Here is a 20,621-nt window from a genome sequence, read left to right as displayed (position 1 = left end):
AGACCTCTCCAGAAAAGGATAAGAAAGGCAGGCAGGATACCTACCCCACAAGAATTTTTGGAGAGTGTTAAACTCCCTTAAAACCAAGCCCAGTTTCGGCTTGTCTGACAGCATTTAAATGCGTCATGCGGGTGGCGACTAAAGTTCTCCGCCTAATTCCCATCTGACTTAAAAGTAAACCGCAGACGATCGCACTAATGGCAATAGAGTCGCCTAGAGTCAGTTTTTCATTCAAAATAAAGTAAGCTGCGATAACGCCCGCAATCGGACTAAAAGAATTTGCTAAAGAAGCTTGAGATAAGTTAGAATTTGTTAATCCTTTAGACCAACAAAATTGACCGATCGCTACGATTAGGGCACCGTAAACTAACATCCACTGCCATAGAAATGGTGAAAATGCCTCGGCAAAATGTTCGCTGCCATAAAGATACATAGCGAGACAAAAAAATGCTATTGTGGCTATTCCCATACGCACAATAGTAAGAATTTCCGGAGCAATGCGAGTTAGGAAAGCTTTGCTGATAATATTTCCGCTCATTCCAGCACATATTCCTATCAAAGTTAAAAACTCACCCCTGCCAAAGCCAATTGTACTCCCCATCCCCATACTTTGGAATTGAAAACTGAGAATAGCGCCTATAAAGCAAATTAAAGCTCCTCCTATTTCCCAACGATCGAGCCGTTCTTTAAACAACCAAATTGATAACAGCAAAATCAGCAGAGGCTCAATTCTTCCGATTAAAATGACATTAGTCACTCTTGTCAGAGTTAGCGCTTGAAAGATAAAACCGGGAGCCAGCGCTCCCGATAAAATAGCAACTGCGATCGTTGCTAGCCATTCTCGGCGGGAAATTTGCTTCAATAAGTCTAACTTTAAGTGGCGATAGTTGATGACGAGCAAAACAAGTAAAGCACAAATGTTGCTAACAAATAAAACATTACAAGGAGAAATGGGATTTCTGCCTGCTACTAGATGTTGCTCGCCGACTTCAGCTAGTTTACGCACAATTGAGTTAGATGCAGCAAACAAAATAACTGCTATCCACAAATAAGCTTGTCCCGGAATTTTATTAATAAAGCTCATAGTTTTGGTTGTCAAAAAAATATTGATATTTGTTCGTTTTTGAGTATGACAAAGTTAGCTGAGAAAATGCTGAGAATTTAATAATTTATCCTTAAACTAAGATTCAGCGAACTTTCAGACATACTTCATATCCGCCTCAGATGGACTGTTTATGCTTCAGATAGTTGGATCGATAAATCGAACTGACAACCCTAAACAGAAAGTATTCAAGCATTTTTAAGTTGCTGTAGTTCATTTTTACCACCAGGATATCAGCCATGAAACTAGCTCCCATCCTTGCAAGTATTACGATCGTTGGTTTAGTCACCGTTACGGGTTACCCATTAAAAAATCTGAATCCTTCATTGTTTGAAGCATCAGCGCAAGAAATGAAAGATGCTACTGGTCTGAGCAGTCAACAAAAAATTGATATGCTGATCAAAAATAAAGGCCAGTTTGGTAGTGGCGACCAACTCCGCCGTTTCTTCTTTGGCGACCTAGAACCAATTGCCGTTCAACCGGGTGGTGCGGGTATGGTAGTTAATCTCTACAACAAAGCAAATGATGTTACGATCGCTTACTGCGCTACTTACGATGTCGTCGTTGCGGTCAGAAAAGGTCGAATTAACGCATTTATGGCTAGTGAAGTGAAGTAATTCTAATCGGTAGTAGGTGGTTGGAAATTAGCCATTAGTGGTTTGTACATACTACCTACTATTCATTTTTAAATCCACATTCACTATTGCGAGGTTTAGTATGGAATTGAAGGATGCGATCGCTCTTATCCATCCGGCGATCGCCATGATCGTTGTCTATCCCCTGATTGGCAATGTCATTAATTTAGCGTGGCAAGTCAGACAAAGGCGACTACAAAATGCCAGTGGGGGTAAAAGTAAAATTCCTCCTATCTCCGGACAGGAACATCTGAAGTTAGGTCGGTATCTGGCAATTTCAGTTGTAGGAATTACCTTAATTGCACTAGCTTATTCAATTTTTATCAAACATATATTGGCGAAGCAAACTTGGATTGAACAACCTTTACAAGTTGGCTTTATCGTTTTGATGTTTGTGGCAACCATAGCTGCTCTTTTTTTCCTGCAAAGAGCTAGTAATAAATTGTGGCGAGGAACTTTTGCAACTCTAACAGGTGCGGGATTAGTAATTTTAGGATTTCAAGAAGGAGTTTTCCGGCGCGATAGTGAATGGTTTGTTTCCCATTACTATTATGGGATAATTGCTGCTCTACTCATGATTTTTTCTTTAGCGATCGTTCCGGAAATTTACCGAGACAAGACAAATCGCTGGCGAATTGTGCATACAGTGTTAAACTCGATTGCATTAGCTTTATTTTTAGGGCAGGCAATCACAGGGGCGCGGGATTTGTTAGAAATTCCATTAAGCTGGCAAGAACCTTATATTTATCAGTGCGATTTTGCGAACAAATCTTGTCCGACGGCGACGCCCCAGCCATAGTTCGCCAGTAATTTATAAAAAAAAGCTAAAAAAGGAGAGAAATAGTTTTCAATAGGGGTAATAAATAGCTAAGAAACTCTACAGATAAATAGACGATCGCTCTGTGCGAGTTTTCGTACCCCCAAACATTCACTATGACTCTACCTTCAGGAGATGACATCGCGTTAGGCAGTCCTCGTGCTTGGCAGCAGGCCCAGCGGATTCTGGAAGTTTTATCTTCTCTTAACTATCGCGCTGGCGAACTCGATCGCTACCTGCACGAGATTGCCTCCGGCTTAAGTCAGCTACTTGGACTCGACTGGTCTGTTGTCACGCTATGTCAGGATGGCAAAGAAAAAGTAATGGCAAGCAGCTTAGATATGGGGGAAGGAGAGCATATTTATTCATTACACGGATTGCTGACCGAGACTGTAGTGCGAAGCGGACAAACACTAGCTGTAGAAGATGCTTTAGCTTGTCAAGAGTATGGCCAACCTCCAGAAGGATACGCCTCCTATTTGGGAGTTCCCCTTCGCACATCCCAAGGGGAAGTTATCGGAACAATTTGCTCTTTCTGTGTGTTATCTCGTCATTTTTTAGAAGAAGAAATGCGGGTGGCAGAGTTATTTGCCGAACGAGCGGCAACGGCAATTAATGATTACAATCTCTATCAGCAGCAGCGACAATTTAATGAAGTTTTAGAAGCGGAAGTCGCGAAACGCACTGAGGAACTGCGAGCCACTCAAACTAAATTAATCGAACAGGAAAGATTGGCAGCAATCGGGGAATTTGCGGCGACGATCGTGCATGAAATCCGCAACCCTGTCACTACGATAATGATGGGTTTAAATTATTTTAAGAAAAAGTCTGTTACCGCGCCAGATAGAGAAAGAGTTGCTTTAGCAATTGATGAAGCTTATCGGCTGCAAAATTTGTTGAACGAAATTTTACATTATGCCAAACCTCAAATCCTACAATTAGAAGAAATAGAGCTAAATTCGTTAATTCAAAAAATGCTCTCTGTTCTGAGGGAAATGCCTGAAGCAGTGGAACGAAAAATAGAGTTTATCCCGACATCAAGTGGAGTTACAATTATGGGAGATAAAGATAAACTAAAGCAGGTATTGATTAACTTGGTGCGGAATGGATGTGAAGCGATCGCACCCGGAGAAGCGGTTACCTGTGAAGTCGAACTAAGTAAAGATTTGAGACAAGCTTGCCTCCAAATTCGTAATGACGGTACTATCATTCCATCTCATATTTTACCGAAACTAACGCAACCATTCTGTTCTACAAAATCTGGAGGAACTGGCTTAGGACTGGCGATCGTCAAACGAATTGTAGATGCTCACAACGGCATATTTTCGATTAAGTCTGCTAGAGAAACGGGGACGATCGCTAGTATTTACATTCCTTTATCAACCAATAATAAACTATGAATTTATAAAGCAATGGGAAAGCTAATTAATAAACTTATAGAAATAATTAAAGTCACCTGGAGAAATTACGACTCTCTACTGTTCCGCATAACTATAAAAATATTGCTGATAGTAATTCCAGTTTTGGTGAGTATGGCAATCTGGACAAGCTGGAAAGTCGATCGCTTATTAATGACAACCTCTCAACAAACGGTAAATTTAGCAGCGACTCACTTTGCTAAAGACATGGAAGACACTAACGAATTTACCGATTCGTTAGATACATTGCAAACAATGGTAGATCGGTGGTCATCTCCAACCATGTGGTTTTGGGTCAAGCAAGCAGATAGCAAAGTGATGGTGCAGTCCAAACAGTTGAATTCAAAGCTGAAAAATATTCAACCTACTTTGATGTCTCTTCAGCTTTTACCCGCTCAATTTCGACGCTATCAAATGGCTGGATATCACTTGACGATCGCAAGCAAAGCACTGTCAGGAGGTAGCCAGTTGTATATCGCACAAGATGTGACGGAATTACAATTAGACGCCGCCGCAATTATCCGCAATTTGGCAATCGGGATCGGACTATTTTTCCCCACATTAATCATACTGACAGCTTATATCCTGGCACAATCCGTTCAGCCTTTTCGTCAATTCAACCAGCTACTCCAACGGGAAGTAGGAGAACTCACTGTTGTTGTTAATGATGTGAAAGAGCAACAAAAACATTTTGCCGATCGCATTTCCCACGAACTGCGTACACCGCTCAGCTTGGTTTACGGATACCTGCAAAGTTTGCTGCGTCGCGGTAACAATTTGACCGATTTTCAACGTCAAGCACTGCAAACAGCTACCCAAGAAGCCGAACGCATGGTACAAATTTTACAGAACTTACTCGATCGAGCAAGGGAAAATCAACCGCAAAACTACAAGCATCAGCCAGAACTAATGGAAAGTTTATCTTGTGCGAGTGGAGATAGAACCGCCATGACCCCAACTGCACACATTCTCTTAGTCGAAGATGAAATTAAGCTAGCTCGGTTTATCGAATTAGAATTGTGTAGCGAGGGGTATCGCGTCAGCGTGGCGCACGACGGTATGAGCGGTCTGATACTAGCACGAGAGACTGCACCCGATCTGCTGATTTTAGACTGGATGTTACCGGGACTGACGGGAGTTGAACTTTGTCGCCGTTTGCGGACAACAGGTATTAAAGCACCAGCAATTTTGCTCACAGCAAGAGATGAAGTGAGCGATCGCGTTGCAGGTTTGGATGCAGGAGCTGATGATTATGTTGTGAAACCTTTCAGCATTGAAGAACTCCTCGCCAGAATTCGCGCTCATCTGCGTCGCACAAAGGAAGATAAAGATGGAACAGATTTGTGGCAATTTCAAGACATCAGCTTAAATCGCCGCACTCGCGAAGTATTCCGGGGTCAGCGCAGCATCGAACTAACAGTTAAAGAGTTTGATTTACTCGACTACCTCCTCAGTCATCCCCGTCAGGTACTCACGAAAGAGCAAATTTTAGAAAAAGTTTGGGGTTACGATTTCATGGGTGATTCCAATATTATTGAGGTTTATATCCGCTACCTACGCCTGAAGCTAGAAGAAGGTAATGAAAAACGTCTGATTCACACAGTTAGAGGTGTGGGTTATTGTTTGCGGGAGTAGGACGATCGAGACTTAAGAAATGACCGATTAAATAAAGAGAACCGCACAAAACAAGTAAACCGGGATCGGATGCGATCGCAGCTTCTAAACCAGAAACTAGATCGGGATAAGTTGCGACTAAAGCTAATTCCGGACAGATCTGACGAGCGAGAGTTGCTAAATCTTCTGGATGAGCAGAACTTTGGTCTGGAACTGGCACTAAAAATAATCGATCGCACGATCGAAGTAAGGCTTTGAAGATATCGTCACAATCTTTGCTAGAGAGGATTCCCATTACCCAGGTGACAGATTTTGTATCTAAGCTATCGACATATTGACGGAGAACGATCGCAGCTGCGGGATTGTGAGCGCCATCTATTAATATGCGCTGATTTTTCCAACTTGTCCATTGCACTCTTCCCAGCCATTTAGTATTTGCCATCCCAGAAACGATCGCATCCTGAGAAATTTGCCAACCTTGTTGTTGGAGGAGTTGGAGGGATGCGATCGCCAACGCGGAATTTGCCAATTGGAAATCTCCCAACAAGGGTAAAGGATATTGAATTCCTTGATATTCCGCCCATCTTTCCCCTGGTGTTGGTAATGCGATCGCAGGTTCTGGGAAAATCGCCGGACAACCTAATTCCTGAATGCGGTTTTTCACAACTGTTATTGCTTCTGGCGGTAACTGACCGATAACAGCAGGACATCCCGGTTTGAGGATACCCGCTTTTTCTCTGGCGATATCCGCTAAAGTTGGGCCCAGCACTTGCCAATGTTCTCGACTGATAGAAGTTATGACTGTTACCAAGGGAGAATTACAAATATTAGTTGCATCCAGTCTTCCTCCCAATCCCACTTCCATTACTGCCACATCTACTTTTTGTTGTGCGAAATACAACCAAGCGGCGGCGGTGATAACTTCAAACTGGGTGGGAGATTCTGCATTTGGGTTAATAGCGGATTGGACTTGTAGGAGTAATTGTTGTAATTCTTGAGAAGAAATTGGTTTTTCGTTGAGACAGATGCGTTCGTTCCAAGAGATTAAATGAGGAGAAATATATCGTCCGACGCGATAACCTGCTGCCGTTAATACGGAGGAGAGATAGGCGCAAACCGAACCTTTGCCGTTAGTTCCGGCAACGTGGATCATAGGTACTTGGCGATCGGGGTTACCTAAGTCGGCTAGAAGTTGTTGAATCCGTTCTAATCCGAGATTAACCCCGAAGTGTTGGAATGCTTTGAGGATATTATCGATGTTCGCGTTTTCAGGTGAAAGCACTTTATTATTTACTGCTGACTGGCGAGTTATACTGACAAATAACTATATTATTATGTTTTTTGGCATCAGGTGTGAGAATCTATTTTTGTCCCAAATCATTTAAGAAATGGGGTTTCTTCGAGTAGTTATAGGAAAATTTCAGATTTTTTAAGCCAATAAATCCGGTTCCTTAGCCTGAATGGGCGAATACTTGACAGATGCTCTAGGGTGCAAGATATGGTTATTTTTCCCTACTCCCCAAACGCCACACTCTCTCTGGCTAATTTCTTAGCCAGAAAGCATTTCGGCAAATTTACCCTTTTTGCTTACCACTCTAAGTGCGAAGCCGGGGGACTGTCTTGCTTGTCACTGAGTTGTCTAATGATTTAGACTTGTGAGAATTTAGCATACACCAAAATCTTGAAATTTAGCCATGTCCAATTCTATCTCTTCTACCCAGTTAGAAGAAAATTTAAAAGCTTCTAATAATATTTATTTTTTTGGGCGCGAGAAAGCGATCGCAGACCTCCAGATTTTGGTTAAGCAAGGAACAAAAATAATTCTCATCCAGGGTGAGGGAGGTGTAGGCAAGACCGTATTGTCATGTCAGTACTTGGCAACGCAGGGTTTTGACGTAATTCTAGACCTTTGGATGGCTAAAGAAACCCAGAATATTACGAATGCCAGAAGTGTAGTAGAGGAATGGTTAAGAAGACACTTTCAAGAGGAACCTGCGAGAGATTTTGGCATTTCTCTAGAACGGTTGAGGATGCAACTGCGAAAACCAAATCGAAAAGTCGGTATTTTAATTGATAACCTCGAACCTGCTTTAGATGGAAATGGTAAGTTTATCCCCGCACATCGAGATTATGTGGAATTACTGAGAGTGCTGGCTGACGCTTCTGTTCATTGCTTGACTTTAATTACCAGTCGGGAGAGATTGGGAGAATCGGCGGTAAATTTTCAAAATTATCGGCTACCAGGTTTGGATATAAGTGCGTGGGAACAATTTTTGCTCAACCAAAATCTCTCTGTCGAGCCTCGTTGTTTAAATGCCATGCACCTAGCTTATAGCGGTAATGCGAAGGCCATGCGAATTTTGAGCGGAACTATACAAAAAGATTGGTCTGGGGATAGCAATAATTTTTGGCAAGACAATGAAAATAATTTGTTGATTCAAGGAGATTTAGAAAATTTAGTTGTCAATCAGTTTAACCGCTTGGAACAGCTCGATCCGCAAGCTTATAAACTTTTATGTCGTCTGGGATGCTATCGCTATCAAGATGTGCGATCGATCTCCCTAGAAGGAATTTTCTCTTTATTGTGGGATGTGCCTTCGGAGGAACGCATATATGTTGTAAAAGCGCTGTGCGATCGCTCGTTAATCGATTTCTACAAAAATGAATATTGGCTGCATTCGGTAATTCGCGCCGAAGCTATTAAGAGGCTGAGAGCGAGCGATGAATGGGAGTTTGCCAATGAAAAGGCGGCAGAATTTTGGACTGCAAGTGTTGAGATAGTTGACGATATCGAAGATGCGTTTAAAGCTTTAGAAGCTTATCATCATTACGTAGCAATAAACGAATTCGAGCTAGCTTGTCAAGTAATTTTAAAAGATCGGCCCACTACGTTAAGTAGCATGGGGGAAACAGAAAGCCTTAATTATGCCTTCGACAGGTTTGGTTTGATACAACATATTGCTTGTAAGAGCGCAGCTATAATAGATAAAATTGAAAACGAATACTCTTTGACCATATTAAGCAGTTATTTAGGACGACATTACCATCATTTAGGTGAAATTAAAAAAGCTATAGAACTATATCAAATATCCATAGAAAAGGGAGTAAATTACCTGCGATCGCATTCTCAAGATAGTGCTACAGACAAGCTTTGTTTAAAAGTCGGTCAACAAAATATAATATCTTTATTATGCCAAAGTACTTGTCAACTCATTCTCGGCGAAACTGAAGCCGCCATAAAATCTTACCAAGAAGTTGAATCATTAGCCGAAGCAACTAACTACCCGCTATTTTTAGCGTTTGCTTGGTTCAGTTTGGCAGTCATATATTCAAACAAAGACTTTGCCGAACACGACCGAGAAAAGGCATCTGCTTTGTTTGCGAAAGCCGATCGACTTTATCGCCAACTACCAACAGCTATCTTAACAACATGGAGTCATGTATATAGCTTATATATCGCTGGCATAGTATATAGAAATTTAGGAGAAAATGAAAATTCTTTAGCAATATTCGCTCAAACATTATCTTATGCTGACAAAATTCAGTGCATTCAGCCAAAAGCGCAAGCTATCAATGGTTTCGCCGTCCTGTATCGCAATTTAGAAAATTTTGAAACCGCCATTGCTAAGCACGATGAAGCTATAGAACTGTTGGCGCAAATAGGAGCTAAAAGCGATTTGGCAGAAGTTTATTATGAAAAAGGATTGACTTATCAACAAATGGGAGATATCGACAATAGTCGCACAAATTTTGAAGCGGCTATTTTAGCTTACGAACAAATCGACGCACCCAAGCAAGTGCAGAAAATACGACAAGTGATGGAGAATTGAAAATTCTAGAGATGTTTGGATATCATAAAACAGCACAAAAAAATAGGCCAGCTTTCGCCAGCCTATCATTTAACTAAATGTCAATTAAACCTTTATCCAAACAGGTTAAAACCACCTACAGCTATTGCTCCCGCCAATGCGGATATCGCCACAGAAGTAACAGCCGTACCGAATAGCCACCAAGCAGCAGTTGCAGCAGCTTTACGAGCTTCTTCGCCTTGCTTTTTAGCTTGATGCTTGATATCTTCAATGCGTCGCTTCGTTTGTTCTTGCAGGTATTCCGCACGCTGCATTACGCTGTCGCGTGCAAATTCAATTCGATCGATAATCCGATTAGCATCAGCTTCCGAAATATCTTCGCGAGAACTGATAATGGCAACTAACGTATCGCGATCGAACTGACTCAGACGTTCTTTAATAGCATCAAATCCTGCTTGCGGATCGTCAAACAATTTGCGGAAATCGCGCTTGATTCCTTCGTAGTCCAGTTCGGGACGTTCCAAGGAATTAAAGTAATTGCGAATGCGATCGAATACACCATCAAGCGCCGATTGTACTTTACCTTGAACGTTCTGCACTTGTTCGACGAATCGATCGCGTACAGATACGATGCGATCGGCAATTTGATTCGCTTCTTCTGACGAGATATCTTCCCGCTGCGATAGCAGGGATACCAAGGTGGAACGATCGAACTGCTTGAAGCGATCGCCAATATTTCCCATTCCTTCTTTGGGATGACGGAACAGCAATTGCAAATCTCGCTTAATACCTTCGGGATTGAGTTCTTGCTTGTTCGTATTTCGCAGGTAATTTTCTAAAGTTGCTTGGAAATCGTAGACCTTATCTTTGGCGCGAGATGCTAAGCGACGAGGTTGTTTGGCAACACTGTTAATGGCATCTTGCACTTTATCTATTGTCTGATTAACTTGGTCTTCGGTCAAGCCTTCTCGCTGACTCAGCAATTTGACCAAAGTTTCGCGATCGACTTGGGAAAGTCTTTCTCGCAGCGCCACCGCACCTTCTTTGGGATTCTCAAAAAGTTTGGCAAAATCTTGCTTAATCCCTTCCGGATCGAGTTCTTCCAAGTTAGTGTTTCGCAGAAAATCGCCAATTTGATTTATCAGTCGATCGTACTGTTCCTTAGCTTTCTCGCTAACTTGTTGCGGTGCTTGCAGAATGTTATCGCGTACCGATTGAATGCGATCGACAAATCGATTTATTTGCTCTTCATTGAGATCGCCGCGTGCCTTCAGCAATTGTACCAGAGTTTCGCGATCGAATTGCGATAATCTTTCCCGCAGCGCCTTCAATCCTGCTTGCGGGTCTTCAAACAGCGTTTGGAAATCTTGCGCGATCCCATCTGGATTTAATTCTTCCAAATTAGTATCGCGCAAATAAGATTCTACCCGCTGACGAAGTTCTTGCGCTTTCGATTTCGCTTGTTCTTGCGCTTCTTGTGCTTGCGAGAGGACGCGATCGCGAGTTTCTTCCAAGCGACCGATCAATTGGTCTGCTTCTTCTTGACTGAAATCTTCGCGCTGTCCCAGCAATTCTACCAACGTATTGCGATCGAACTTACCGAGACGATCGCGCAACGCCTCAAATCCCGCATCCGGATCTTCTAGAAGTGCGGTAAAATCGCGTTCGATCCCTTCCGGATTCAACTCTTCCTTACCAGTCGATCGCAGATAATTTTCAATGCGACTGCGAATGTCTTGCAATTTTTCTTCCGACTCACCAGTTTGAACAGTATTCAAAACTTCCATGCGAATTTCTTCAAACTGGTCGGCAATTTCATTTACCCTATCATCATCGAAATCGCCGCGCTGATTCAAGAATTGCACGAAATTATCGCGATTCAGTTGTTCCAATTGCTTACGAACTAATCCCGGTGCAGCTTCTAAATCGTGAATAACTTCTTGGAATTCCTGCTTGATAGTTTCTCGATTCAGGTGCCAAGGTTGGGAATTGAGGATATAATTTTCCACATCTCCCAGCATCGGGTTACTCTGCGGTAGCGAAGGCAAATTTTCTTTTACCTTATTACCAAATTGCTGCGCTTTATCTGTTGCTTGTCCTGCCAGTTGTTGCAGCTGTGAAGAAATCTTTTCTACATCTGCATCCGACAGATCTACTCTTGACAAAACAGCCGTCATCGCTGCACCAACACCAGCTTGTACGGCTTTGTCCATCACGCCGTTGCTATACTCTTTCTTATCGTGTCCGTTGCCGCCGATCGCTTGTGCTAGCCTAGCAGTTAAATTGCCCGATTTCAGATCTTCCGGACTGGCAGACTTGATATAGTTTACCAATTCAGCTTGCGGATCTTTAACCTGCCGATTCAACGATTGCTGCCAAACAGATGCTAACAAATCTGCCACGCGATCGATATCTTTTTTCGAGAAATCGGTGCGACTGGCAACCAAGTCTACAAAAGTTTCGCGATTGACATTCTGCAAAACATCGCTATTAGCTAAAGACCTGACATCCACATCGCCGAGTAACCTTTCTAAGTCACCGCGAATCGTATTCAAATCTAGTTTTGGTAATGGCAAATCACCCAAATAATCTTCAACATTGTTCCGGATGCCGATCGGGTCTATCGCAGAAGATAATTCCTTGCGAACCGCAGCCACAGAGGCTTCTACAGTATTGACAATCTGTTTGTTAGTAGCACCAGCACCCATAGCTGCCGTTGCGATATCCATCACTCCTTGAGCGCCAGAAGTTGCTGTTTTAACTGCGGAACCGACTAAAGAACCAACAGCATTAGAACTCATCCAAACGAGCAACAAAAAGTAACCAGACCAGATGGCAACACCGATTATAGCACCTAAAGTGATGCTATTAACCAAGCTCAACTTAACTGCCAAAAAGCAAGCGATAAACAAAGCCGTATTGACAGTTAATAAAGCCCAAGCGCCTACTTTTGCTTCAATTTGGCGAAACTTTTTGCCCCAGCTATCTTCATTGTCCGCATCCAAGTCGATCGCATCGTCTCGATCGGAAAACTTAGCTGCCAGCGACAAATTTGTTAATAAAAATTGAAAGGCAAAAGCCATCAATATTCCTGCGCTCAACGCTACAAAAAACTGAGGACTCGAAAAGATAACTGCTACTTCTTCTGTAGTGGGAATTTGGGCGATCGACAGCGATTTGCCCTCCAATCCCAACACAATTTCTGCATTATGAAACATGATATTTTCCTCATCAATGCTCAAACCGACGCAAAACGAATTTTGCGCGATGATAAAATGTAGAATTGAATACCCTTTCACGTTGGCAATTACAGTAAAAAAAAACCTCCACCGTTGGGTTGAAAGTTTTTGTACTTATGGCACTTAATATCTAGTTCTTAAGCAGTAATTTGAGGCTATTTTTTCTAGAAATAAAAGTTTTTATCTATTTCTTTTGTGATATTCAATTTGGTGGAGCGACCAGCTTTCCTCAATCAACAAATAAGGGTCAGGGAGCCGGACAGTGGGGATATTCTTTTCTTTTCCCCAATACACGACGCCCTCACCCCTTTTTTCTTTCTAGTTTTGACTTTTCTAGCGCCGACGCCCTCAGATTAGGCTTCCTTGTTCAAAAAAGCTTGAACTTGTTTGAGCGCTGCTGGGAGAATGTTACGCACTGCCCAACCTCCTGCAAGTAGAAGTGGTAGTAGAACGATGAGTAAACGCCAATCCATGTCCAGTTCCCCTCTTAAAGATTTATGAATTGTTTTTCATTTTCTTATATTTTGCGACGAATCGATCTAAATTTCCAGTCCCCTGAGAGATTTTATGATTGGAAAGGGGCTAGGGCTAGGGATTAGGGGCTAGGGATTAGGGGCTAGGGATTAGGGGCTAGGGGCTAGGGAAGAGGGAGAGGGAAGAGGGAAAAGGGAAAAGGGAAAAGGGAAAAGGGAAAGGGGAAAGGGAGAGAATTAATCTTTTCCCTCTTTCCTCCCCCCTAGTCCCTAGCCCCTAATCCCTAGCCCCTAGCCCCTTTCCAGAAACCCAAATCCGTGCCTTTACCAGCATGGACTAAGGCCAGCTTCTCATATTTTTGGGCGTGTTCGATCAGTTCCGCAACTTCCGCCTCAGAGAGATCCCGTAACTTTTTGGCGGGAACGCCGACAACCAGGGATTTTGGCGGGACATCCTTTGTTACTACAGAACCAGCACCGACAATACTACCAGCACCCACCCGTACTCCGTCCAGTACCACCGCACCGATACCGATGAGGCTACCGCGTTCGATGTAAGCTGAATGAATCACGGCGCGATGTCCGATCGTGACATAATCTTCCAAAATGGTAGGCTGACCCGGATCGCCATGTAAAATAGCTCCATCTTGGATATTGCTGCATTTGCCAATTTCAATACGTTCCACATCCCCGCGCACCACAGCGCCGTACCAGATGCTGACCCCCACATCTAGGTAGACTTGGCCCAAGACAACTGCATTTGAGGCGACAAAAGCAGCTTGGGATATATTGACGGGAGGCCAGTAGGATGGAAGAGAAGACAATCGATCGCTCATATTGTTTACGGTAATTAATATAGTATGTACAACTGGCTCTGCCAAAATAGTCATCCTGTCAGTCTGGTTGAGATGAGAGCGCAGTAAAGATGTTAAGCTTGCACTAGAAGTACCCAAAAGCACTGGGAAACTTCGATCTGAGCAGCTGGTAAAGTCTTAAGGACTAGCCCGCCGTTACCCAGATATGAGAGCGTCAAGTTGCGATCGTTTCTTGGGTAAGAGCGGTCTGAACCTAACAATCCCATCCCTATTAGGCGATCGGGAATGTCAAAATAAATAAACTGGCACCGTCCCTCAAAAATATTATGCCCATACGCACTTCATGATGAATCCAGGCTTGCAATACCCCATATTTGGCCCGGAGATTCAGTGTCCTCACTGTCGCCAAACCATACCGGCGCTAACACTGACGGATACCTACTTGTGTCCGCGTCATGGTGCCTTTGAGGCTAACCCGAAAACGGGCGAACTCATCCATCTCCAGTCCGGTCGGCAATGGCGACAGTGGAATAATGAGTGGTACAGACAGCACACCCATCCCGATGGGATTCGCTTTGAAATCCACGAAGCGCTAGACCGACTTTACACTCAAGGATACCGAGCCACAAGAGTAATTATTGCTCGACGCTATCAAGAATTGATCGGCGGTTACTTGGAACGCAGCACGCCTTGGCGCGGACAGTCGGATTCAGCTCGTCCTCGACTCTACGGTTTGCCGGTAGATTTTAGCCCCGACCCCAAGGACGAACCCTGCTGGGAGGTCATTAATTTTGACCTAGAAAAAGAGCCTGGGGTGCCGGTGAGATATCCTTATTTTCGCTTGTTTGAATAAATAATCGGCGAGCGGGTAATTTCAATTTTTAGATTGAAAAATTGCAGATGTAATTTTAATCGGCAATTATTCAATCTAAAATCTAAAATCTAAAATCGCAAGATGCACCACGCTTCGATCCGTACTGCGAATATTCATAAAGCGATCGCTTTTTACGAACAGTTGGGATTTATCGTCTGCGAACGCTTTACGACCGGTTACACTCTAGCTTGCTGGATGGAAGGATTGGGGGGACGCATCGAACTGATTCAAATTCCCGAACCGAAACCTGCACCGGACGCTTTTGAGGACGAACATTATGTTGGATATTATCATTTATCTTTCGATCTCACTAATACCGCAGAAGATTTGCCTAGCTGGTTGAAAAATCTGCAAGAACGCTTTACCCAAGCGTCGCAAGAGAACCAAAACCAAATTCAACCGTTGAAAGTTCTACTCGAACCGACTCAACAAATGATAGGCGATCGAGTTTACGAAGTTGCCTTCATCGCCGATACAGACGGACTGCCTTTGGAGTTTATCCGCGTTTTGGATAAGGAAATTTAAAAGTCAAAAGTCAAAAGTCAAAAGTTAAAAGTCAAAAGTTAAAAGTCAAAAGTTGAAAGTCAATCATTCAAAATTTCCCCTTTTCCCTCTTCCCTAACCCCTAACCCCTAACCCCTAACCCCTAAGTCAAAATATATTTCCGATTTTTTAGTCCAAATTGTCATAAAATTAACTGAAAATAAAAACAATCGGCCACCAAAAGTTAACAAAACTCTTAACATTGCTGGGAGGGGTAAAGCCTCCCATCCTTGTCCATGAGTTTCCAGTGGCAAACTAGAAGATATTCAGGGCGCTGACGCGATCGAATAAAAATTTAAGCCTGGATTTGTAGAAGATTTATGTCGTTTTTGAGCAATTGGCGTCAATATCGCATTCCCACATTCTTGTTTAGCCTCTGCCTAAGCGCCGTGCTGCTGTTTTCAGGCGAGGTTACCAATACTCAGCCACTTGCCGCTACCGTCCCCAATATCGCAAAAGCTGCTCCGTCTGGGCAAGTAGCGGCAGCAATGTCAGCGGATGAAACATCCCTTTCACTGACAGAAAACGTCCGCAAAACGGTTCTGGAAAATCAGCTCACCGTTTTAACCAAAGAAGTGCATACCGCTCCCGTTGTAACAGTGCAGGTATGGTATAAAGTGGGCTCCCGCAATGAAGAACCCGGAGTAAACGGGATTGCCCACCAGTTAGAACATATGATGTTCAAAGGCACCAAAGATCGCCCGATTCAATTCGGACGGCTGTTCAACGCCTTGGGAAGTAACTCCAACGCTTTCACCAGCTACGACCAAACAGCTTATTTCGGTACTGTAGAACGAGACAAACTGCGGGCGATGCTGGAATTGGAAGCAGACCGGATGCAAAACGCCCTCATCAATGTAGAGCAACTTGCCAGCGAAAAGCGCGTGGTGATTTCCGAGTTGCAAGGGTACGAAAATTCGCCTGATTATCGGTTAGAAAGGGCAGTGATGCGATCGGTTTTCCCCACACAACCCTATGGTTTACCAGTAGGCGGCACCAAAGCAGATGTAGAAAAGTTTACCGTCGAGCAGGTACAGTATTACTATCACAAGTACTACAGCCCCAATAACGCTACCTTGGTAATTGTGGGAGATATCGAAACCGAACCCACCCTTAAGTTAGTTAAAGAAATTTTTGGTAATTTGCCCAATCGAGGGGAACAACAGGAGAGTGGGAGCGCGACAGAAAATGTACCATTAGATTCCCCCACTCCCACTCTCCCCAGTTCTAAGTCTCCCATTATGTTGCGGGAAGCGGGGAGCGCACCTATATTGCAGATAGTGTATCCGCTCCCACCCACCAATCATCCCGATGTAGCGGCGCTGAAGGTGATGGATTACATCTTGACCGGGGGGCGCAGTTCTCGCGTTTATCAAGCTCTGGTAGAATCGGGTCTGGCTAGCAATGCGGGAGGCTATGCGGCCAACTTGATTTCAGGTGGTTGGTATCAACTTTCTGCCACAGCAGCGCCAAACCGTAAACTGATAGAAATTGACCGAGTTCTTCAACAAACGATCGCCGACTTGCAAAATAAAAGCGTCACAGAGGAAGAACTCAACCGCGCCAAAGCGCAATTCCGCGCCGCCGTAATCCTGAGCAACCGCGAAATCACTGCCCAAGCTATGCAGCTGGGCGATGACGAAACCAGTACGGGTGACTATAGATACACCGAGCGCTTGCTGAAAGAAATTGCCGATGTGAGCGCCGCCGATGTACAGCGAGTAGCCAAAAAATACCTCCAACAATCCGATCGCACCGTCGGTTACTTTGAACCTACCGAGCTGACAGCTGATGGCGGCGGGGGAGGCACAAGTAGCAGCCAAACAAGCGAACAATTCAATCTAGGGCAACCAGTAGACCCAGCCGAGTTAGCAAAATATCTGCCTGAGTTTACGACATCTACCATATCCACAGTTCGATCGCTGCCAGAATCATTTAAACTCAGTAACGGTTTGCAAGTCTTGCTCATGCGCGATCGCAGCACTCCCACCGTCACCCTGAGCGGCTATATCCAAGCCGGTACAGAATTCGATCTGCCAGCATCGGCAGGTACAGCTGCTTTGACAGCAGAAAACTTGATGAACGGTACGAAGACAAAAGATGCCCTGACTCTGGCGAAAACCTTAGAAGACCGAGGCGCGAGTCTGGACTTCGGTGCAGCTAGAGAAGGTGTCAGCGTCGATGGGTACAGTTTATCAAAAGACCTGCCCACCTTAATTGCGACGTTAGCTGATGTGCTGCAAAACGCCAACTTTCCTAAAGATCAGCTGGAACTGAGCCGTCAGCGGGCGATAACAGATCTGAAAGAACGATTGGATAGCCCAGATTACTTGGCATATCGGACTTTGCAACAAACCGTTTACCCGGAAGTTCATCCCTTCCATGCCTATCCCACCTACGATAGTCTCAAGCGGATTAGCGAGGGAGATATCATGGGCTTTTACAAGCAACATTATCGCCCCGATACTACCGTACTGACTTTGGTGGGCAACTTTGCACCGCAAGAAGTGCGATCGCTGATCGAAACTCAATTCGGCAGCTGGAAAGCTAGCGGCAATCTGCCAAAACTGAATTTTCCCAGCGTACCCTTACCGGAAAAACTTGTCCGTTTGAATCCGGTCATACCCGGTAAAACACAGGCGATCACGTTTATGGGATATCGGGGAATCAATCGACAAGACCCCCGTTACTACGCCACTTTGGTGTTAAATCAAATTTTGGGTGGCGATACCTTATCGAGTCGCTTAGGAACGGAAATTCGCGATCGCCAAGGTCTCACCTACGGCATTTATAGTGCCTTCCAAGCAGGAGAGCAACCCGGTTTGTTTTTGATTAATATGCAAACAGCACCGGAAGATACAAATAAAGCGATCGCTAGCACGATCGCTCTATTACAAGATGTTCATTCTCAAGGCGTCACTCCTACCGAAGTAGATACAGCAAAGCGTTCGCTCTCCAGCAGCTATAGTGTCGAACTGGCAGACCCCGACAATTTAACATCAGAAATTCTGATGAACGAAGTTTATGGGCTCACGAGTGCAGAAATTCGCGATTTTCCCCGTAAAATCCTTGCAGTTACTCCCGAACAAGTTAACCGGGTAGCCAAAGATTTACTGCAACCGGATAACTTAATTGTTGTGACCGCAGGGCCATCAATTGCTGGGGGCGCTTCTGCGGCAGCGCGGTAGCTAAAAGGGCGTCGGAGTTAGGGGTTAGGGGCTAGGGAGAGAAGAGGGAAGAGGGAGTGGGAAGAATTTTGACTTTTGACTTTTGACTTTTGACTTTTGACTTTTGGCTCCCCCACTCCCCCACTCCCTCTTCCCTCTCCCCTAACTCCTAACCCCGACGCCCTTTCTTTTGACTTTTTTCCGGCCAATTAAGGTGCTAAAAATGCTCAGCCTCTACCTATTTTTTATCCTCGGTTTTATTGGGAGCGGTCACTGTGTCGGGATGTGCGGCCCTTTGGTCGTAAGCTACACTTTGCCAAGAAAAAATAGTTGGTATTCTCACGTACTTTACGGTCTGGGTAGATCCACCACCTATGCCTTGCTGGGATTTTTAGCTGGTAGCTTCGGTCAAATTATCCAAAGCTTGTTAGGATTGCGGGCAACGCTGTTGATACTAGCTGGCGGGGTGATGATATACATGGGGTTAGGACAGCTGAACCTATTACCTAGAAAGCTGCCTTCCCTCCAGCAATACAAGTGGTACCAGAAAAGTGTTGGGCTTTTGTACGAAAGTAACACTTGGTACCGTACCTATCCATTAGGAGTGCTGTTGGGGTTTATTCCTTGCGGTTTGATCGCAATGGCTCTCAGTCTTGCCATTACCCAACCTCTAGCGATCGCTACTGTAGGAATGTTCATTTTTGGATTGGGTACAATGCCCGCTATGGTAGGCTTTGGTATCCTCATTCAACGACTCAAAATTCCCAAACTGGAACGCTATGCCGCAATGGTAATGGTAGTATTGGGCTGTCTGACCCTGTGGATGGGAGTATATCAATTAGGCTGGCTGCCTGCACCTCCTCAAAGCGCTTTATTGGGCAAATTGCATCCCACCAGCTTGCCAGGAACATCCGACAACCAACCAGATCTTCATCACCATCATCACCATCATTAAGTACATTACATATATTATGCTTAGGTTAATTCCAGCCGGAGCCCAAGCAGAGTCGGTATTTGTATCGCTCAAACCGGGGCATTTCTGCCTAGTAGCAGAAATATCGGTTAAGTTGATAAATAGAAACTGCCGCAGGCAACGAGATATTGCGATTAAAGTTTGATGGGAAGAGTTTCTCATCGGTCTTTTTGAGTATTAATCTAACTGTTTGATTCCCCAGTTTTGCTGATTGTTTAAAGTTACACAATTTCCCAAACGAACGGAGATTTTTTGATGAATATTCTCACCAATTTACTTTCGCAAACCGTTTCATCTCCCAGCCCGAAAAAACGTAGAGGAATTGAAATTAAGTCGCCAAGAGAAATTGAAATCATGCGAGAGGCGGCAAAAATTGTCGCCACAGTGCTAAAAGAAATCTCCCAAACGATCGCGCCTGGGATGACAACGGCAGATTTGGACGCCTACGCAGAAAAGCGAATTCGGGAAATGGGAGCTACACCGAGTTTCAAAGGATACCACGGATTTCCTGGCTCTATCTGCTCCAGTATTAATAACGAAGTAGTACACGGTATTCCCAGTCCGAAAAAAGTGATTCGCACGGGAGATGTTGTAAAAATAGATACGGGAGCTTACTACGAAGGATTTCACGGCGATTCTTGCATCACGATCGCAGTAGGTGAAGTAACGCCGGCAGCAGCTAAATTAATTCGAGTCGCGGAAGAAGCACTTTATCAAGGTATCGCGCAAGTCAAAGCCGGAAATTATTTGATGGATATTGCCGGTGCGATTCAGGATTGTGTAGAAGCAAACGGCTTCAAAGTAGTCGAAGATTTTACCGGACACGGGGTAGGTCGCAACTTGCACGAAGAACCCTCCGTGTTTAACTTCCGCACCCGCGAGATGCCGAATGTGAAGCTGCGTGCGGGAATGACATTGGCGATCGAACCAATTGTGAATGCAGGTTCTAAGTTTACGCGCATTCTAGCAGACAGGTGGACTGCGGTGACGGTAGATAACTCTCTGTCTGCCCAGTTTGAGCATACGGTACTGGTGACCGAAGACGGTTACGAGATTTTGACCGATCGGGACAAGGTTTGAGAGGGGCTAGGGGCTAGGGGCTAGGGGCTAGGGAAGAGGGGAGAGGGGCTAGGGGCTAGGGG

The 20,621-nt window shown here is 44.4% G+C and carries 15 protein-coding genes and 1 pseudogene; 11 read left to right on the top strand and 5 right to left on the bottom strand.

Annotated elements, in window-relative coordinates; translation table 11 throughout:
• Positions 1 to 67 precede the first annotated feature (67 nt).
• Positions 68 to 1,084 (bottom strand): DMT family transporter, encoded by a 1,017-nt coding sequence (locus tag H6G03_RS26090; protein ID WP_190470836.1) that lies wholly within the window; start codon positions 1,082 to 1,084, stop codon positions 68 to 70.
• 257 nt (positions 1,085 to 1,341) lie between these two features.
• On the opposite strand from H6G03_RS26090, the gene H6G03_RS26085 reads away from it, so the two are divergent.
• The 5 genes and pseudogenes from H6G03_RS26085 (at position 1,342) to H6G03_RS38275 (ending at position 5,607) form a co-directional block, all read left to right on the top strand.
• Entirely contained in the window at positions 1,342 to 1,719 is a 378-nt protein-coding gene (locus tag H6G03_RS26085) for a hypothetical protein (protein ID WP_190470833.1), read from the top strand.
• Between the two features lie 100 nt (positions 1,720 to 1,819).
• Entirely contained in the window at positions 1,820 to 2,536 is a 717-nt protein-coding gene (locus tag H6G03_RS26080) for a DUF4079 domain-containing protein (protein ID WP_190470829.1), read from the top strand.
• Between the two features lie 134 nt (positions 2,537 to 2,670).
• Positions 2,671 to 3,954 (top strand): GAF domain-containing sensor histidine kinase, encoded by a 1,284-nt coding sequence (locus H6G03_RS26075; protein WP_190470826.1) that lies wholly within the window; start codon positions 2,671 to 2,673, stop codon positions 3,952 to 3,954.
• Positions 3,955 to 3,966: 12 nt separating this feature from the next.
• Positions 3,967 to 4,836: pseudogene (locus H6G03_RS39345) on the top strand (histidine kinase dimerization/phospho-acceptor domain-containing protein); the annotation flags it as partial.
• An 84-nt stretch (positions 4,837 to 4,920) separates the two neighbouring features.
• The gene (locus H6G03_RS38275) at positions 4,921 to 5,607 is read left to right on the top strand and encodes a response regulator transcription factor (RefSeq protein WP_242056866.1); all 687 of its coding nucleotides are present in this window, start codon (positions 4,921 to 4,923) and stop codon (positions 5,605 to 5,607) included.
• Here the strand turns inward: H6G03_RS38275 and H6G03_RS26065 are convergent.
• Positions 5,576 to 6,868, bottom strand: coding sequence for a Mur ligase family protein (locus H6G03_RS26065; protein WP_190470820.1), 1,293 nt, complete (start codon positions 6,866 to 6,868; stop codon positions 5,576 to 5,578). The genes H6G03_RS38275 and H6G03_RS26065 overlap by 32 nt on opposite strands.
• A 412-nt stretch (positions 6,869 to 7,280) precedes the next feature.
• Between H6G03_RS26065 and H6G03_RS26060 the strand changes: the two genes are divergently transcribed.
• Complete coding sequence (locus tag H6G03_RS26060; protein WP_190470817.1) at positions 7,281 to 9,416, top strand: tetratricopeptide repeat protein; 2,136 nt, start codon at positions 7,281 to 7,283, stop codon at positions 9,414 to 9,416.
• A gap of 92 nt (positions 9,417 to 9,508) precedes the next feature.
• On the opposite strand, the gene H6G03_RS26055 is transcribed toward H6G03_RS26060, so the two are convergent.
• The 3 genes from H6G03_RS26055 to H6G03_RS26045 form a co-directional block, all read right to left on the bottom strand.
• Positions 9,509 to 12,613 carry an MFS transporter gene (locus tag H6G03_RS26055; protein ID WP_190470814.1) on the bottom strand — a complete coding sequence of 1,035 codons (3,105 nt, stop codon included), beginning with the start codon at positions 12,611 to 12,613 and terminating at the stop codon, positions 9,509 to 9,511.
• A 374-nt stretch (positions 12,614 to 12,987) separates the two neighbouring features.
• Positions 12,988 to 13,113: a photosystem II protein Y gene (locus H6G03_RS26050; RefSeq protein WP_456057585.1), complete on the bottom strand. Its 126-nt coding sequence runs from the start codon at positions 13,111 to 13,113 to the stop codon at positions 12,988 to 12,990.
• 278 nt (positions 13,114 to 13,391) lie between these two features.
• Positions 13,392 to 13,943: a gamma carbonic anhydrase family protein gene (locus tag H6G03_RS26045; protein WP_190470871.1), complete on the bottom strand. Its 552-nt coding sequence runs from the start codon at positions 13,941 to 13,943 to the stop codon at positions 13,392 to 13,394.
• A gap of 325 nt (positions 13,944 to 14,268) precedes the next feature.
• Here H6G03_RS26045 and H6G03_RS26040 point away from each other — a divergent pair, with 325 nt between their 5' ends.
• The 5 genes from H6G03_RS26040 to map all read left to right on the top strand — a co-directional run bounded on the left by H6G03_RS26040 (position 14,269) and on the right by map (position 20,559).
• Positions 14,269 to 14,775 carry a TIGR02652 family protein gene (locus tag H6G03_RS26040; protein ID WP_190470867.1) on the top strand — a complete coding sequence of 169 codons (507 nt, stop codon included), beginning with the start codon at positions 14,269 to 14,271 and terminating at the stop codon, positions 14,773 to 14,775.
• A 102-nt stretch (positions 14,776 to 14,877) separates the two neighbouring features.
• Positions 14,878 to 15,321, top strand: coding sequence for a VOC family protein (locus tag H6G03_RS26035; RefSeq protein WP_190470808.1), 444 nt, complete (start codon positions 14,878 to 14,880; stop codon positions 15,319 to 15,321).
• Positions 15,322 to 15,659: 338 nt separating this feature from the next.
• Positions 15,660 to 18,527, top strand: coding sequence for a M16 family metallopeptidase (locus H6G03_RS26030; protein WP_190470805.1), 2,868 nt, complete (start codon positions 15,660 to 15,662; stop codon positions 18,525 to 18,527).
• A 202-nt stretch (positions 18,528 to 18,729) separates the two neighbouring features.
• Positions 18,730 to 19,461, top strand: coding sequence for a sulfite exporter TauE/SafE family protein (locus tag H6G03_RS26025; protein WP_190470800.1), 732 nt, complete (start codon positions 18,730 to 18,732; stop codon positions 19,459 to 19,461).
• A 273-nt stretch (positions 19,462 to 19,734) separates the two neighbouring features.
• Entirely contained in the window at positions 19,735 to 20,559 is an 825-nt protein-coding gene (gene map, locus H6G03_RS26020) for a type I methionyl aminopeptidase (RefSeq protein ID WP_190470799.1), read from the top strand.
• Positions 20,560 to 20,621 lie beyond the last annotated feature (62 nt).

Source organism: Aerosakkonema funiforme FACHB-1375 (assembly GCF_014696265.1).
In the GTDB taxonomy this organism is placed as follows: domain Bacteria; phylum Cyanobacteriota; class Cyanobacteriia; order Cyanobacteriales; family Aerosakkonemataceae; genus Aerosakkonema; species Aerosakkonema funiforme_A.
Note: the sequence above shows the minus strand (reverse complement) of the source record. Positions and strands in the feature narration are given on the sequence as shown.